The 16,094-nt window shown below is 57.5% G+C and carries 12 protein-coding genes; 7 read left to right on the plus strand and 5 right to left on the minus strand.

Annotation, left to right across the window (positions count from 1 at the left end; translation table 11 throughout):
• Positions 1 to 236: 236 nt before the first annotated feature.
• Together OQH67_RS05725 and OQH67_RS05730 are read left to right on the plus strand one after the other, a co-directional pair.
• The gene (locus tag OQH67_RS05725) at positions 237 to 995 is read left to right on the plus strand and encodes a PEP-CTERM sorting domain-containing protein (protein ID WP_265145692.1); all 759 of its coding nucleotides are present in this window, start codon (positions 237 to 239) and stop codon (positions 993 to 995) included.
• A gap of 193 nt (positions 996 to 1,188) precedes the next feature.
• The gene (locus tag OQH67_RS05730) at positions 1,189 to 5,445 is read left to right on the plus strand and encodes a sulfatase-like hydrolase/transferase (protein ID WP_215435627.1); all 4,257 of its coding nucleotides are present in this window, start codon (positions 1,189 to 1,191) and stop codon (positions 5,443 to 5,445) included.
• 451 nt (positions 5,446 to 5,896) lie between these two features.
• On the opposite strand, the gene rbfA is transcribed toward OQH67_RS05730, so the two are convergent.
• From rbfA to nusA, 3 genes are all read right to left on the minus strand, one after another.
• Positions 5,897 to 6,274 carry a 30S ribosome-binding factor RbfA gene (gene rbfA, locus OQH67_RS05735; RefSeq protein ID WP_067572272.1) on the minus strand — a complete coding sequence of 126 codons (378 nt, stop codon included), beginning with the start codon at positions 6,272 to 6,274 and terminating at the stop codon, positions 5,897 to 5,899.
• Positions 6,275 to 6,419: 145 nt separating this feature from the next.
• Positions 6,420 to 8,480: a translation initiation factor IF-2 gene (gene infB, locus OQH67_RS05740; RefSeq protein ID WP_215435626.1), complete on the minus strand. Its 2,061-nt coding sequence runs from the start codon at positions 8,478 to 8,480 to the stop codon at positions 6,420 to 6,422.
• A gap of 43 nt (positions 8,481 to 8,523) precedes the next feature.
• Entirely contained in the window at positions 8,524 to 9,819 is a 1,296-nt protein-coding gene (gene nusA / locus OQH67_RS05745; RefSeq protein ID WP_067572275.1) for a transcription termination factor NusA, read from the minus strand.
• Positions 9,820 to 10,073: 254 nt separating this feature from the next.
• On the opposite strand from nusA, the gene OQH67_RS05750 reads away from it, so the two are divergent.
• Together OQH67_RS05750 and OQH67_RS05755 are read left to right on the plus strand one after the other, a co-directional pair.
• Positions 10,074 to 10,835, plus strand: coding sequence for an exodeoxyribonuclease III (locus tag OQH67_RS05750; protein WP_215435625.1), 762 nt, complete (start codon positions 10,074 to 10,076; stop codon positions 10,833 to 10,835).
• A gap of 27 nt (positions 10,836 to 10,862) precedes the next feature.
• The gene (locus OQH67_RS05755) at positions 10,863 to 11,474 is read left to right on the plus strand and encodes a non-canonical purine NTP pyrophosphatase (protein ID WP_215435624.1); all 612 of its coding nucleotides are present in this window, start codon (positions 10,863 to 10,865) and stop codon (positions 11,472 to 11,474) included.
• 61 nt (positions 11,475 to 11,535) lie between these two features.
• Here OQH67_RS05755 and mnmM read toward each other — a convergent pair whose 3' ends face one another.
• Positions 11,536 to 12,111 carry a tRNA 5-(aminomethyl)-2-thiouridylate-methyltransferase MnmM gene (mnmM, locus tag OQH67_RS05760; RefSeq protein WP_215435623.1) on the minus strand — a complete coding sequence of 192 codons (576 nt, stop codon included), beginning with the start codon at positions 12,109 to 12,111 and terminating at the stop codon, positions 11,536 to 11,538.
• Between the two features lie 165 nt (positions 12,112 to 12,276).
• On the opposite strand from mnmM, the gene OQH67_RS05765 reads away from it, so the two are divergent.
• The 3 genes from OQH67_RS05765 to OQH67_RS05775 all read left to right on the plus strand — a co-directional run bounded on the left by OQH67_RS05765 (position 12,277) and on the right by OQH67_RS05775 (position 15,459).
• Positions 12,277 to 13,191 carry a DUF362 domain-containing protein gene (locus OQH67_RS05765; RefSeq protein WP_215435622.1) on the plus strand — a complete coding sequence of 305 codons (915 nt, stop codon included), beginning with the start codon at positions 12,277 to 12,279 and terminating at the stop codon, positions 13,189 to 13,191.
• Positions 13,192 to 13,266: 75 nt separating this feature from the next.
• The gene (locus OQH67_RS05770; RefSeq protein WP_265145693.1) at positions 13,267 to 15,024 is read left to right on the plus strand and encodes a 4Fe-4S dicluster domain-containing protein; all 1,758 of its coding nucleotides are present in this window, start codon (positions 13,267 to 13,269) and stop codon (positions 15,022 to 15,024) included.
• 210 nt (positions 15,025 to 15,234) lie between these two features.
• Positions 15,235 to 15,459, plus strand: coding sequence for a hypothetical protein (locus OQH67_RS05775; protein ID WP_215435620.1), 225 nt, complete (start codon positions 15,235 to 15,237; stop codon positions 15,457 to 15,459).
• Between the two features lie 30 nt (positions 15,460 to 15,489).
• Here OQH67_RS05775 and OQH67_RS05780 read toward each other — a convergent pair whose 3' ends face one another.
• On the minus strand, positions 15,490 to 15,942 hold the full coding sequence (locus OQH67_RS05780; protein WP_215435619.1) for a GNAT family N-acetyltransferase: 453 nt from the start codon (positions 15,940 to 15,942) through the stop codon (positions 15,490 to 15,492).
• Positions 15,943 to 16,094: the final 152 nt, after the last annotated feature.

Here is a 16,094-nt window from a genome sequence, read left to right on the forward strand (position 1 = left end):
GGCGGATTAGAAATTCGTCCAAGATGTATTCTTGTTTGAAAACTTATATAATATTTTAATAATAAACAATATGTATAGTGATTAAATGATAAAATAAAATTTGGATGACCTGACTATTCTCTCGGAGCCAATCGTTATAAATCGTTTTGTCTGAAAAAAACATGTTGACTTCGAATTTCTAATCCGCTAAGAAGATGAGGCTGACTATTTGGCACCTTAACTTACTTTGCAGTATCATGAAGAAAACTTTGTTCCTGCTCTCATCGTTTGCCCTGGCTGCGGCATCAGCTCAGGCTGCAGTCTTGTGCACGACGACATTCAACCGTACGGGCGGCAGTCTTGATACGGTAACGGTTAATACCCAGTCCGAATACGGGCTGACCAGTTCCACCTCCATTTCCAACTTCAACAAAGGCGGAAGCCCGGCCGGCGGTCAAGGAGATCTACTGGGACAGAGTTCCATTCCGGCCTCGGTGGTGACTCCCAATTCCAATGTAGCAAGCGGCGGCTCTTGGAGCATGTCCTTTACGTTCACCAACACCGCTTCCCAGGACATGCAGATTTCTTCCATTGACCTGACCATGATAGGGGTGACCGGCAGTGGAGCTGCCCAGAACACGGGTAATGGCGTAGCAGGCCAGGAAGGATGGATCGGCGGTACGGCCACAGGCAACAAGCCTGTCAACCTGACCCTTTCCATAGAAGGGAGTGGTTCGCAAACGCTTGTTTTCAATGCTGCCACGGGTGGATCCAGTTCAGGAAACTGGAACATGACCAAAACGGGAGGATATGATTTTTTCAACGGTTTTATTCTGAAGGCGGGAGAGTCGTTGACGATCACGATTGACGCTTCCAAGCATGAGGCCTATGACAAGGGCTGTTTTGCAGGGTTGTCCGGCATTCAGATCAATGGGGAGCTGGTTCCCGAACCGGCCACGGCGTCCCTCGGACTTCTGGGGCTGGCGGCATTGATGGTGCGCCGCCGCAGGGCCTGACCATATCAGCAAAATTTAATCAAGCCGTCCTGTGGATTTTCCGAAGCAGGCGGCTTTTTTCTTTCAAACGGGACTCTCACATGTTGTTTGCTTAACTGATGCTTGTTGCCATCATCCAATCCGTTTTCTCCGCTAGAATTTCCTGTCCCGGTTCTTTTCATCCGGGGTCTTTTTTCCATTGACTGTCATGTTCATGTTTCGCTTCTTATCTGTCCTGATTCCCTCCCTGCTGATTCTGTCTCCTGTAAAAGGAGAGGATGTAGAATATACCTGGAGGGGAACGGCAGGAAACACTTGGGAGACCTTGTCCAATTGGAGCGTAGGGGTAAGTACCCCGTCAGTTGCTCCGGGAGCCCAGTCTTCCGCCTACACGCACTGGATGACCACTAATGGAGCGGATTCCGTGGGAAGAACGGATGTGGGGGGCCTGGGTTCCGGAGGAAGGTATCTTAAGGGTGTCCGGGTGGAGGGTGTCAATAACCAGCCCGGAGGGAAAATTCAGTTGTTCATCAAGAATACAAACGAAAAGGTTTACCTTCGTGTTAAGGATGGCGGAATCACCGTATCAAACACAAGCACGGGGGGATACAATGCGGATTTCGGGATTGCCCAGCTGCGCGTAGCCTCGGATCAGACCTGGCATGTGGACGAAGGCCGCAGTTTTTATGTGGGGAGCGATGAAACGGCCCCCGCCGGCGGTCTCTACTCCCTGACTTCTGAAAACGATGACGCCCGGCTGGTAACGCTGACGGGCGCCGGCGCCGTGCGCATCGGGGAGGGAATGCTGCTGAACAATATTTCCGGCATGATCGGTTTTGTGATGAGTGCCGGACAGGGAACGCCCACACTGGATTTGGCGGACCGGGGAATGGCCAACACCATCACGGTTCAGGATACAGGGTGTCTGGAAGGCATGGCTCTGTATCAGGGTTCCCTGATTACCCGGGAGAATTCTTCCGTGACTTTCTCCGGGACTACGGCGAAGGTTTCCAGCTTATGGAATATCGGGAAAAACACGGCCATCGCGCTGGAAAGTTCCACCTTGGACATGTCTGAGGCGGGAGTGGAGGCGGAGGCGACTCTTTCCGGAACAGCCGGAATTTCCGGTTCCCAGGGCACGCTGAAGCAGACGATTCTGGATGATGCCCTGATTACCTACACGGACAGGGAGGGCAAGCCGGGCGAAATTCAGTCCGTAGGGAAGAACGTCACCATTACCTTGAACAATTCCTCCGTTGATTTTAATGGAGAAGTTCCGGAAGTGAATCTGGTCGTCCAGGGCAATTGCACCCTGGCCGGAAGCGGAAATTTCAGCGGCACGATTACATACACTCCGGGCGCCACTCTCGCCGTGAAAGGGGAGATTACCCTTCCCAGTTCTTCCCTGACCTTGAGCCGTTCCCATGTAACCGCCCTGGACGGTGTGCCGCAGACCGGAGCCGTGCCGCCGGAAAATCCCTCCCTGCAGGCGCAGGAGTACGTCATTCAGTTTGATTCGTCTTTTGAAGACCTGATTGCCGAATGGCCCGGAAGCCATACGCTGACGGTGCAGTTTGCGGAAGGGATGGAAGCGGAAATTACCGTGAAGGACCTTCCGAAGGGAGCCGTTTCCTGGAGCTATGACCGCGCTTCCAGAAGGCTGAACCTGGTGACGAATGTGGCTGAAAAGCCTTCCCTGCCCTCCGGTGTATCCGGCTCCAAACCCAATATCATCTTTGTTCTGGTGGATGACATGGGATGGGGGGATTTAAATGTCAACTGGACGCAGCAGGACAAAAACGGGCGCCAGGTCACCCGCCGCAACAGCTTTGAAACTCCCACGCTGGATACGATGGCGGCGGAAGGGATGCAGCTCCGGCGCCATTACAGCGCGGCTCCCGTATGTGCCCCGGCGCGAGCCTCCCTGCTTCTCGGGGTGCACCAGGGACATTCCCGGGTGGTGCGCAACAACACTTTTGATTTTCCCATTGAAAATTCCCATACGCTGGGAACCCTGCTGAAGAGCGCGGGCTACCATACGGCAGCCATCGGCAAATGGGGCGTGGGCGGAGCAGGGCAGAGCGGCAAGGCGCTGACGGGCGCACCCCATATGCGCGGCTTCGATTATTTTTACGGAATCATCAAGCATCTGGCAGGCCACTACCATTATTTGACGGCGGGCAATCAGGATATTTACGAATATGACGACCAGGCTTCCTCTCCCGCATGGACATCCGTCAATTCCAGGGTTCCCGGTACAGCCTATGATACGGATTTGTTCGGAGCCCGTGCCAAGCAGTGGATCATGGACCACCAGGCCAAGGCTTCCTCACAGCCTTTCTTCCTGTATCTGGCCTTCCCCGCCCCCCACGGGTGCCTGTCCGCTCCTGCCTGCGCCTATCCTGCCGGATTGGGAAAAACCGGCGGCCTGCAATGGGAGAAAAAAGACGGATATGAAGCTTCCAATACGGCTGCGTCCGGCTGGTCGGGCGTGAATGGCTCTTTTGGGCCGGATACCTATATTTATCCCGGACATGAGGCTTTTGGTAAAACGGAATCCCGGCACGCCACCATGATCCGGCGGGTGGACGACGTGATGAAGGACATGATCCAATTGCTCCGGGATCTGGGCATTGACGACAATACGATGATCGTTTTCACGTCCGACAACGGCCCCCACAATGAGTCGGGTTCGGGAAATTACAACAACGGGGCCCAAAACCCGCGGTACTTCATGAGCTATGGAATGATGGACGGCATCAAGCGCGATTGCTGGGAAGGAGGCATGCGCGTGCCGACGATAGTACGCTGGCCCGGAGTGATTCCGTCCAACGGCATCAGCCTGCACGCCAGCCAGTTCCACGATTGGATGGCCACTTTTGCGGATGCGGCGGGTGTTCCCGTTCCGTCCCGCTGCGATGGCGTTTCCCTGCTGCCTACGCTGGTAGGAGTTCCGGAATGCCAGAGAAACGGAGTGATTTACTCGGAATATTCCAATCCCGGCGGCAGCACTCCTTCCAATGACGATTTCCTGGCCGCGCACAGGGGAAGGGGACGTACCCAGCAGCAAATTGTCTTTGTGGACGGTTTCAAGGGAGTGCGTATGGGAAATGCCGCCCCCGGTATGGATTTTGAAATTTACGATACGGAAAAGGACCCGCAGGAGTCCACCAATCTGGCTTCCTCCCGTCCGGATCTTCAGGAAAAAATGAAGGCGCAGGCATTGCGCATGCGCCGTCCTTCTCCCACGGCAACCACGAACTTCGACTCCGCGTACGTTACACCCGTTACGGCTCCTTCCGGTCTCCGGCAGGGGAGGTTGCGCCAGCGTGTGTGGAACCGCAGCTTTGACTGGGTGCCGGATTTCCGCCAGATGAATGAAGCCCCGGTCGTCACGGGGGCTACGGACGCTTCCGGCGTTCTTGACGTCAACCCGGGAATTTCCGGTCCGAAGGGCGTGGAACTTACCGGCTATCTTACCGTGCCTGTTACGGGGGAATATAAATTTTACCTGAAAACGGATTCCGATAAAGGTTCCAAAGCCTTTGTCCATTTACACGACATGCAGCTCCTTGACGCGGACTATGCCTATACGCCGGGAACGGAAATTGCCTCCAATGCGCGGGAAGGCGTTTCCAGCGATGTGCAGCCCAATGCCGTACAGACGGTCAAGCTCACGGCAGGCGTCCACCCGATCCGCATCGGCTATGTGGGCCAGGGTTCGTCGTCTTCCCTTTCCATGCAGTGGGAAAGTGCCGATGCGGGCATTTCCAAGCAGGACATCCCCGCCAGCGCGTTTTCCTATGAATACGTGAATCCTTTCAATGTCGATAAAACGGAGGAAGCCGTAGGCTTTGCCGCAGCGGAAACGACGCTGACCGTGCAGACCCAGCTCCCCTGGACCGCTTCCTGCGACCAGTCCTGGGTAACGGTCACGCCCGCCTCCGGGAACAGTACCGCGACGCTGGCTGTCAGTGTGGATGCCAATAACCAGGAAACGCAGCGTACGGCGGTTGTAACCGTTACCTGTGACGGCGAACAGAGGACTTTCACGCTGACGCAGAGTGCCGCACCGCCATTGACCGGATACGATAAATGGAAGAAGGACAAGTTTCCGCCTGGAACGACGGAAGACGACATGGCTCCGGAAGCCAGCCCCGCAGGGGACGGAATCAGTAACCTGATGAAGTATGCTACCGGACTCGATCCCTTGAAACCGTGCGGCAGCGTGACAACGCTGGCGGTACGGAAAGAAGAAGGGGGCCGGGAGTACCTGGTGCTGGATTGGCCGGTCAATACGGAAGCCGTGGATGTGGTTTTCAGCGTGGAAAGCTCCGCGGACCTGAAGACCTGGAATGAGGAGGAAACGGCAGTTCCGGCAGGTGGCAAGGGAGAATACCGGGATACAGTGGCCATTGATGAAAATGCGCCGCAACGCCGCTTCCTGCGTTTGAAGGTAACGAGAGAGTAGAATCTGGGCCTGTATTGGCATCGAAAATTGAATGCCGATACAGGCGGTACTCCATACCGGGATTTTTTGTGATCCGGTTACCTTTTATTAATAGCGAATCATCGTTCCGGAGCCTTTCGGAAGATTTCTCCGGAATTTCTTCTCTTTGCCGAGGTCTATTTCCGGCCGAAAGCAAAGAATCCGGCAGGGGCCGCAAGTCCGGCTGCACGGATTGCGCAGCGCGAGATTCACGAAGGGTAAAGCGACTGTGGGAAGCAGTGACCAAACGTGTACTCCCAAAGGCGCTTATGGAAAGATACCTCCGGAAATCCCTGTTTGCCGGGAGTCACGGCTCCGGTGTCCGGGGTGAGAGTATCCTGTTTTTGACGGACAGATTTTTTTCTGCCTTCAACGGGTAGGGGAATCCCTGATTTCCAGTATCCGGAGTGTTATCCCAGGGGGACCACAGGATTCAGGCCTGTTCTTCCTCCGGATCTGCGGGAGGGGCTTTAGGCAGATTTTTGTCAATGTCGTCCAGCAGGTTGACCAGATCAACTCCGCGCTGCGCGGAGTCGTCCAGCCGGAAGGAGAGGCGCGGAGTGTTGCGCAGAACGACTCTTTTGGCCACGGCCGACTGAATGAGACCGTGGCGGGAGTTCAGTTTTTCCAGCACCTGGGAAGGAGCCATGCGTCCCACGACGCCCACCCAGACCCGGGCTTCTTTCAGGTCATCCGTCACTTCCACTTCAATCACGGTGACAATCGTGCCGGGGAATTCAAAGTCCCGCTGGATGGTGGTGCCTATTTCCCGGCGGAGGAGTTCATTAACCTTGTCTGTGCGTCTGCTCATATGAAGAAATAGAGTAAGGGGCTGTCCGATCGTTCAATCGGAAGGGAGGATGATACGCGAATGGCAGAGATGGAAGCCCCATATCGGTCCTGCAGGAGGCCTGCGGGGCGGTTCCATCTCCGCTTCGGGAGAGGTATGTACTGGCTTAAAGCGTCTGCTGGATTTTTTCCAGCGTGTAGCATTCGATGATGTCGCCAGCTTCGTATTCGTTGAAGTCACCCAGGCGGATGCCGCATTCCAGACCGGCCCTGACTTCTTCCACTTCGTCCTGGAAGCGCCTGAGAGTGGACATCTTGCCGTCGAAAACGGGGGTTTTGTCACGGATGACGCGCGCTTCACAGCTCCGGAGGATTTTGCCGTCCTCAACCATGCACCCTGCGGCGCGGCCCTTGTTGAGCTTGAAGACCTGGAGAACCTTGGCATGGCCGATGATGGTTTCACGCGTTTCCGGTTCCAGCAGGCCCAGCATGGCATCCCTCACCTGGTCGATGAGTTCGTACACGATGGAGTACAGTTTCACCTGCACGCCTTCACGCTTGAGCAGTTTCACGGCGTTGGATTCCACCTTGACGTTGAAGCCCAGGATGACGGCGTTAGAAGAGGAAGCCAGCAGCACATCCGATTCCGAGATGGGACCGGCGGCGGCGTTCAGGAAGACACATTCCACCTTGTCTGACTGGATGTCCATGATTGCCTTTTTAATGGCTTCCACGGAGCCCTGCACGTCCCCCTTCAAGAGAATCTTGAGCTGGGCCTTCTGGGTTCCGTCGCCCATCATGGCAAGCAATTCCTCCATGCGGGCCTTGCGGGGCTGGGCCAGGCGCTGCTTGCGCAGTTCCTCCTGGCGTTCCTCGCCCAGTTTCTTCGCCGCGCGTTCGGATTCCATTTCCACGAGTTCGTCGCCCACGTTCGGGGTTTCGGAAAAGCCGATGATTTCCACGGGCATCCCGGGGCCGACCTTTTTGACGCGTTCGCCGTGGTCGTTGACCAGGGCGCGCACCTTGCCGGCGTAAGGACCGCAGATGAAGGGCATGCCGATGCGGATGGTGCCGCTTTCCACGATGGCCGTGGCGGAACTTCCGGTGCCGGGCTCTACGCGGGCTTCAATGATGGATGCGCGGCAGTTGGCCTTGGGATTTGCCTGGAGTTCGAGCACTTCCGACTGGAGGGAAAGGAGGCCGAGCAGGTCGTCGATGCCGTTCCCGGTCAGGGCGGAGACTTCCACGCATTCCACATCGCCGCCGAAGTCCGTGGGAACCAGTCCTTCTTCCATCAGGCCGCTCTTGGTCTTCATGGGGTCTGCCGCAGCAAGGTCGCATTTGTTGATGGCCACGATGATGGTCTTGCCGGCCGCCTTGGAATGGGCGATGGCTTCCCGCGTTTGGGGCATGATGCCGTCATTGGCGGCTACGACGAGCACGACGATGTCCGTCACGTCCGCTCCGCGGGCGCGCATTTCCGTAAAGATGGCGTGGCCGGGCGTGTCCAGGAAGGTGAGGGTGTTGCCGTTGTAGTCAACCGTATAGGCGCCGATGTGCTGTGTGATGCCGCCGGCTTCCCCCTTGGCCACGTGGGCCTTGCGGATATAGTCCAGCAGGGAGGTTTTCCCGTGGTCCACATGGCCCATGACCGTGATGATGGGCGTGCGGGTGATGAGGGTGGCCTTGGGTTCTTCCACGACCGGGACGGGTTCCGGTTCCTTCAGCGGTTCCTGCTGGGCCTTGACTCCGCCTCCTTTTTCCCGTTTTTCACGGGCGAAGGTGTAGCCGTGCAGGTCACAGATGGCACTGACGGCGTCAGCGTCCAGCGGCGTGTTCGGGTTGGCGAAGATGCCCATGCCCATCAGGTCCTTGATGATCTGGAAAGGCTTGGCTTGAAGCAGAGCGGCCAGTTCCGAGACGGAAACGGGCGGCTTGAGGTTGATGACCTTGTCTCCGGAAGACGGTTCCTCTTCCTGCGGCGCGGGTGCGGCGGCAGGGGCTGGCTGGACGGATTCGGGAGCCGGTTCGGCGGGAACGGGAGCAGGCGCTTTTTTCTTGGGGCCGGAAAGCAAGTCGAGAGCTTCTTTCTTGGCCGGAGCCGGACGGGGGGTGGGCGCCGGAGCCGGAACGGGTTCGGGCTGCGGTGCGCGTTTCTTTTTGGGAGATCCGCCGATCAGATCCAGCACTTCTTTTTTGGGTTCGTTCTCTTCTTGTTTATTAGGCATTTGATTTTAAATTGGTTAGATATTGAGCGCCGTGCTCAATGGTTTATTGGGAAATGAGGTCCCGGGCCTTGTCCAGAATTTGGGCGGCTTCCTCTGCGGGAATGCCCATGCTTTCCGCGATGTCGGAAGCTTCAAATCCGGTGAGGGCCACCAGGTCCGTTCCCCCCATGGTCACGAGGCCCATGGCGGTTTCTTCCGGGATTTCCAGTTGTTCGCTGAGGGTTTTCGCCGCGGCCTGGCACTGGCGCATCACTTCTTCAGCGGCTGCCTGGCTCTGGAGTTTTTCAGCTTCCTGAACGTCAAAGACGCGCACCTGGACATCCCAGCCCATCAGGCGGGAGGTGAGGCGGGCGTTCTGGCCCCTGCGGCCGATGGCCTTGGAGAGGTCCTTGTCGTCCTGGACGATGACGAAGACTCTCTTGGCGTCTTCGTCCACGGTGATTTCCCGGGGCTCCACGGGGCTGAGGGCCTCCCGGACGAATTCGACGGGGTCTTCCGTCCATTCCAGGATGTCCACCTTTTCATTGTTGAGTTCCCGGACAATGTTTTTAACGCGGGCTCCGCGCATGCCCACGCATGCTCCCACGGGGTCCACCTTGTCGTCGTGGCTGATGACGGCCACCTTGGTGCGATAGCCGGCTTCGCGGGCGATGCCGTGGATTTCCACCGTCTGGTCCCCGATTTCCACCACTTCCGATTCAAAGAGGCGGCGCACCAGGTTCGGGTGGCTGCGGGAAAGGATGACTTCCGGTCCGCGGCCTTCCGTGCGCACTTCCACCACGTAGAAGCGCATGCGGTCGCCTACGCTGTAGTCTTCGTTGGGCACGCGCTCGCGGGAGGTCATGACGCCCTCGAATTTTCCGAGGTCCACGAAGATGTCCCCTTTCTCAAAGCGGCGGATGGTGCCCGTGACCAGATCGCCGGCACGGTCCTTGAACTCGTCGTACAGCATTTCCTTTTCGGCATCCAGCAGTTTCTGGAGCATCGTCTGGCGTGCGGTCTGCACGGCGATGCGGCCGAAGCCCTTGGGGGTGATGTTGGTGGCCAGCAGGTCGTGCAGGACGGCATTCTGGTCCAGCTTGACGGCCAGGGAGAGGGGGATCTGGTTGAATTTGTCCTTGTATTCTTCGTCCGGAACTACTTCCAGATCAGCAAAAATGCGCACTTTGCCCTTGTCCACGTTGATTTCAGCCCGGAGGTAGTTGATGGAGCCGGAGCCGGGGACCATTTTGCGGTAGGCGGACAGGAAGGCAGATTCCAGAGCGAGGAGAATTTTTTCACGGGAGAGCCCTTTTTCCCTCTCGTAGTAGTCGATCAAAGCTTTAATGTCGTTTGTCATGAGCGTAGAGATGTGTGATGGATAGACAAAAAAGAGCGGGTCGACAGACCCACTCTCGAGTGCCTCTCGGGGTGTTTGCCTATCTAAGTAAGCATGGCCCCTGCCGGTTGGCAAGAAAAAACACTTGTTCCGTGCGACATGCAAGATACTGGGGATGATTCCGGAAGAAGGGTTTGCACGGAGGGACGCAACAGGGGCGCCGAAGGGGAGTTTGAGGGCTTGACGGGAAGGGGAAAAACGGGAAGTATGCCCGCATGAAACTCGTTTCTTGGAACGTGAACGGATTGCGCGCGATTCTGGGCAAGGGGCTGGGAGAAGCCGCGGATGCGCTTGGGGCGGACATTCTCTGCCTTCAGGAGATCAAGGCGCGTCCGGAACAGGTGGATGATTTGTGGCTGTCTTCCTGGCCGTACCAGCTCTGGAATCCGGCGGAAAAGGCGGGTTATTCCGGAGTGCTGGTTCTCAGCCGCGTGAAGCCCCTGTCTACGTCCACAGGCATCGGCTGGCCGGAACACGACCGGGAAGGGCGCGTGTGCACCATGGAGTTCGAGCAGTTTTACCTGGTCAACTGCTATACGCCCAATTCCCAGAGCGAACTGGCAAGGCTTCCCTACCGGCAGCAGTGGGATCAGGCGTTCCGCAATTACGTGGCCGGCCTGGCGGCCGTCAAGCCGGTCGTTTTCTGCGGCGATTTGAACGTGGCCCATCAGGAGATCGACATCGCGCGGCCCAAGGACAACCGTTTCTCCGCCGGGTTCACCGACGAAGAACGCTCCGGGTTCACGCAGTTGCTGAAAGCCGGATTTACCGATACGTTCCGCCTGCTGCATCCGGAGGAATCGTCCTGGTACAGCTGGTGGTCGTACCGCGGGGGCGCGCGTGCCCGGAACATCGGCTGGCGCATTGATTATTTCTGCGTTTCCGATTCTCTGGCTCCCAGGGTGAAGAGCGCGGCCATCCATATGGACGTGATGGGTTCCGACCATTGCCCCGTAAGCCTGGAGATTGACTGCTGAGAAAAAACACGATACGAGAATTTCAACATGATGCAGCAGGAATTGCCATTGCTGGTGGTTGCCACGCGCAACGCCCATAAAACCGGGGAAATCCGTGCCATGCTGGCCGGGAAATGGGAGGTAAGGGACCTTTCCGACTATCCCCAGGCTCCTCCCGTGGAAGAAACCGGCGTTACGTTTACGGAAAACGCCACGCTCAAGGCCGTCTCCGCCTCCAAATGCATTCCCGGCATTGTCCTGGCGGACGATTCCGGGCTGGAGGTGGATGTTCTGGGTGGCCGTCCGGGCGTCTGGTCCTCTTCCTTTGGGGGAGAGGAAGGCAATCATGAGCGGAACAACCGCCGTATGCTGGAAGAATTGCGGAAGGCCGGAGTGCGCCCGGGAGACAAGCCTGCCGCGCGCTTCCGCTGTGTGATGGTTTTGGCCCGCGAAGACGCGGTACTGGCGGAATTTTCCGGCTCTGTAGAAGGGCACATGCTGACGGAATTGACCGGGGAAGGGGGGTTTGGATATGATCCCCTGTTTGTGCCGGAAGGGTATGGGCAGAGTTTCGCCCAGCTCCCCATGGAGGTGAAGAATTCCATGTCCCACCGGGGCCGTGCGCTGGCGCAGGTGGTGGAGTGGATGCGCCGGGCGTGAGAAAAGCAGTTTCTTGAACATGTCCCGGTCTCCGTCCGCCTTTCGTGAGGGCTGAGGGATGTCAATCCAGCCTGAATGCGCAGATTTGGAACGGTGCGGGCGTGGAAGTGTTCAGAAGCTGGTATTTGCCTGTTCTCCACAAGTGATGGGGAAGCCGGGAAAGGAGTTGTTCCACGGCGGCGGCCTCCGTGTTTCCTCCCTCGTGGCCCGGATAGCACATGACGCTGAGGATTCCGTTGGGGGCTGTCAGGTTCACGGCCTGTTCCAGGGCCGCCAGAGTGGAATCCGTACGGGTGATGAGGTTCCTGTCCCCGCCGGGCAGGTAGCCCAGGTTGAACATGATTGCTTTGACCGGGCCGCGGACCAGTTCCGCGAGGCGCGAGTGGCTGGCCAGATGGAAACAGACGGCATCCGTAAGCAGCCCCTCTTCCCTCAGGCGTTCCCTGGCGGAGCGTAACGCCTCTTCCTGAATGTCGAAGGCGTGCACTTTCCCTCCCGGGCCGACCAGGCGTGCCAGAAACGCAGTATCGTGCCCGTTTCCCGCTGTGGCGTCCACCACCGTGTCTCCGGGCAGGACGAGACGGCTGATCCAGTCGTGCGCGCAGGTCATGGGCCGACTGAGCAGGGAACACTTCATGACCGGGTTTTATAGGAGCCCGGCGTGTATGACAATTAGTTTGTGAATTTCCCGCAGGGAAAATGATTGACAGGTTGTTTTTCCATTTTCCGTATGATAAGGTAGGCACTAAGGCATCGGAAATGCTCCGTTGCCGGAAAGATGAACATTTGACTTTGCACCAATATGACTGACAGACGTACATTTTTGAAGGGAACCGCCGCCGTGGGCGCTTTAGCGGCCATTACGGACATGGAAACCCTCTTCGCCCAGGAGGCGTCCCCCCAGGCGGCTTCCGGCATTCCCGACCTCGTTGCCGTCCGCAACGGGACTCGCGCGGAAATGGTTAAAAAGGCCGTGGAAACGCTCGGCGGCATGCAGGCATTCGTGAAGCCGGGCCAGACCGTGGTGATCAAGCCGAACATCGGCTGGAACAAGGCGCCGGAGTTCGGGTCCAACACCCACCCGGAAACCGTCGCCACGCTGGTGGAATTGTGCAAGCAGGCCGGCGCGAAGGAAGTGAAGGTTTTTGACCACTGCTGCCATAATGGCGCGTATGAAGGCAGCGGTGTGAAAGAGGCCGTGGAAAAAGCCGGAGGCGTGATGGTGGACGGCGGCAATGAAGGGCAATACGTTCAGACGGAAAACCCGAAGGCCAAAAAATTCACTTCAGCCAAGGTGCACAAGGCCGTTCTGGAAGCGGACGTTTATATCACCTGCCCTCCGCTCAAGCACCACAGCGGATCTGAAATGACCGCCTGCATGAAGAACGTCATGGGCACCGTATGGGACCGCGGCGCCATGCATAAGAACGACTTGCACCAGTGCATTGCGGATGCCGTGTATTTCCGCAAACCGGACCTGTGCGTGCTGGACGCCTATATGCCCATGGTGCGCAACGGTCCCGTAGGCAAGGACACGAACGATCTGGTGGAGCGCAAGACTCTGCTTGCCTCCCGCGATATCGTGGCGATTGATTCTGCGGGCGCGGCCCTGCTGAACAAGGCGGGCAAGATCCGCCATGTATTGCTGGGAGAGGAAATGGGGCTGGGAACGGCGGACCTCACCAAGCTCAATATCCGCCGCATCAACATGGCCTGATATTTTTTCCGTCCGTCCGCAAATATTGCGGACGGACGCCAACTTTTCGCTGCGGGCGGTGTTTCATAGATTGGTATGTCAATTATCAAAGCTTTTTTTGTGAGTCCGTTGAAGTGGCTCCGCGTAACCGTGGCCGTCATTTTCTTCGTGGGGATTGCCTATGCTTTCCTGCGCGGCATTCCCGCGTGGAATGTACCGAATATGACTGGAGGCGGGGAGGGGATGGAAGATTCCTTTGCGCTGGCGCAGTGGCAGTTTGTCCCTTCCGTGCTGGGGACGTTGAACTGGGTGGGTGTTTCCGTGGCCGCTCTGGCCATTCTGCTGGCCCTGACCTTGCTTTTCGGCCGCGTTTATTGCTCGTTCCTCTGTCCCCTGGGCATTTTGCAGGACATTGTGTTCAGGATACGCAGATGGATCAGACCGAAAGTTTTTTTGAAATTTTCCCGGCCGGTGCCGTGGGTGCGGTATATCATTCTGGCGGCGCTGGTCGTCTGCTGCGTGACCGGTTTTGCCGGGTTGACGCTCAATTGGCTGGACCCGTACAGCATTTTCGGGCGCATCATGTACGCGCTTGCATGGCCTGCCGCCGTCTGGGGCAACAACCTGCTCGCGGCGGACAGCGCTTCCGCGGACCTGGTCCGCATGGACTATTATCCCGTCGCGCTTCCCGCCTTGCTGGCTTCCGCCGGGATGCTCGGGCTGGTGGTCGTCATGAGCGCCTGGAAGGGGCGTTTGTATTGCAACACGGTGTGTCCCGTGGGCGCTCTGCTGGGGCTCCTTTCCCGCGTTTCTCTTTTCCGGCTGGGTTTTGATCCCGCATCCTGCAGAAAGTGCGGCAAGTGCATCAAATCCTGCAAGGCCCAGTGCCTGAATCTCAAGGAATACCGGATAGACGCCTCCCGTTGCGTGGCGTGCTACGATTGCGTGCGCGCCTGTGATGAGGGAGGAATCCGCTACCGCTGGTTCACCAGGGCCCGGAGATTGATTCCTGCCAAAAAGGAAAGGAAAGAGGCTTCTTCCCGTCCTTCGGCGGTAGCGTCTTCTCCCGTTGTCGTGAAAAGTTCCCGCCGTGAATTCCTGGGGGCTACCGCTGCCGGGCTTGCCGGCGCCGCCCTGTCGGGATGCCGCGGGGACGCCGCCCAGAGACTGGACCCCACCCAGTGCGTTCTTCCGCCCGGAGCCGGTTCCCTGGAACGGTTTCTGGACGTATGCACCGGCTGCCAGATGTGCATTGCCAGCTGTCCCACCCACGTACTCCAGCCCGCCTATTTCCAGTTGGGCATCAAGGGATTCATGAAGCCCCGGATGGATTTCAGCACCAAGTACTGCCTTTACGACTGCCACCGCTGCGCGGAAGTGTGCCCTACCGGAGCTATCCGCAAGCTCCCCATTACCGCGGAAAAGGATGCGACGGAAATCACGAAGGACACCACGCGCATTGCCGTGGCCCAGTTTTACGTGTGCCGCTGCCTGGTCAGGAGGGAGGACATGGACTGCGGCGCCTGTACGGAACATTGTCCTACCAAGGCGCTTTACACGGTGCCCTACATCGGGCGCGACGGCCAGGAACACCGCCTGCCGAAGCTGGACCCCTCCCTGTGCATCGGCTGCGGGGCGTGTGAACACGCCTGCCCCGTTACGACGGAAAAGCCGGAGGAACGCGTACGGGTAGGCCCCTGCAATTTGTGCGAGGAAAAGTGCGAATTCAAGAAGCGGGAAGCGGTGCCCCCGAGAGCCATCGTGGTGCGGGCCGTGAATCCCCAGCAGAAGGCCGTAAAGAAATTTGAGGAAAAAGCCGTGGACCCGGTGGGCGATACGGATTTCCCGTTCTGATGCGGTTGCAGTAGGGCGGCACTTGGGCCTTGTTCATTTATCCGTTGTTTTTCGTGGTTTGTTCTCCTATCCGGCAGGAGAGGATGAAAGGCATGATGTCCCCGCGCCATGTCCCTGCTTGTGCTTTTGCGGAGAGGGGTGTAAAATGGGCCGTGTGATTAATTATTAATATTAAAGTCCATGAGTGTTTTGGAATTCATCTTGCGGCACATGATGGTTTTTTTGGAGGACATCCTGATGAAGGTTTTCCTTATTTCTCCCTTCTACCCGGAGGAATGGAGCCTGATGCGTGTGATCAACACGTTTTTGCTGTGGTGTGCGCTGATATTCCTGGTATGCGGGGTATTGCTGGAATGGTTTTCCTTTTGGGTGGCGGCAGGGATTTTTCTGGCCGGGTACTTGATCCGGCTGGCCGTAGGGAAAATGTTGGAATGAAGTATTCTTCTTCCTGCGGGGGCCGTTTTTTCAAACCTTCTTTTCCAGAAACGCCATGACGGTGCTTCCGGTATTCCGCGTGTACAGCTTTTCGTAACCCAGTTTGCCGTACAAGTGCAGGGTTTCCGGAGTTTCCTCCGACGTGAACAGGAGGTACCGGGAAGCTTTTCCCTGAAAGTATTCTTCCAGCGCCTGCATGAGCTGCCGCCCGATTCCCCGGTTCCGGCAGTACGGGTCCACAATCAGCCTGCCCACATGGCAGGTGCCGGAGGCATCCAGACTTCCTCTGACCGAACCAATGATATGCCCGTTTTCCGTATATTTGTAAAATACGGCATTCTGCTCTTCTTCCAGCAATTGTTCAATGGTTTGTTCCAGCGGAGGCAGACTGGCAGCGTTCAGGCGCTGCGCAACTTCTCCGAAGGCCCGGAGCTGGAGGTCCAGGATTTCCGGAAGATCGTCTTTTACCGCCCGGCTGATCATAAGACCATGATGCCTCCGTCAGGGCGGGGAAGCGAGGAAAAAAGGTCCGGTCTTTTTCTTCCGATTCAATCTGGAGGTGGTCATGAAACTCTTTTTCCGGAGTCCCGGCGCCCTGGGGATCCGTGAAAAAAGGACACTGCAGGAATCACAAG

The organism is Akkermansia biwaensis (genome assembly GCF_026072915.1).
Classification (GTDB): domain Bacteria; phylum Verrucomicrobiota; class Verrucomicrobiia; order Verrucomicrobiales; family Akkermansiaceae; genus Akkermansia; species Akkermansia biwaensis.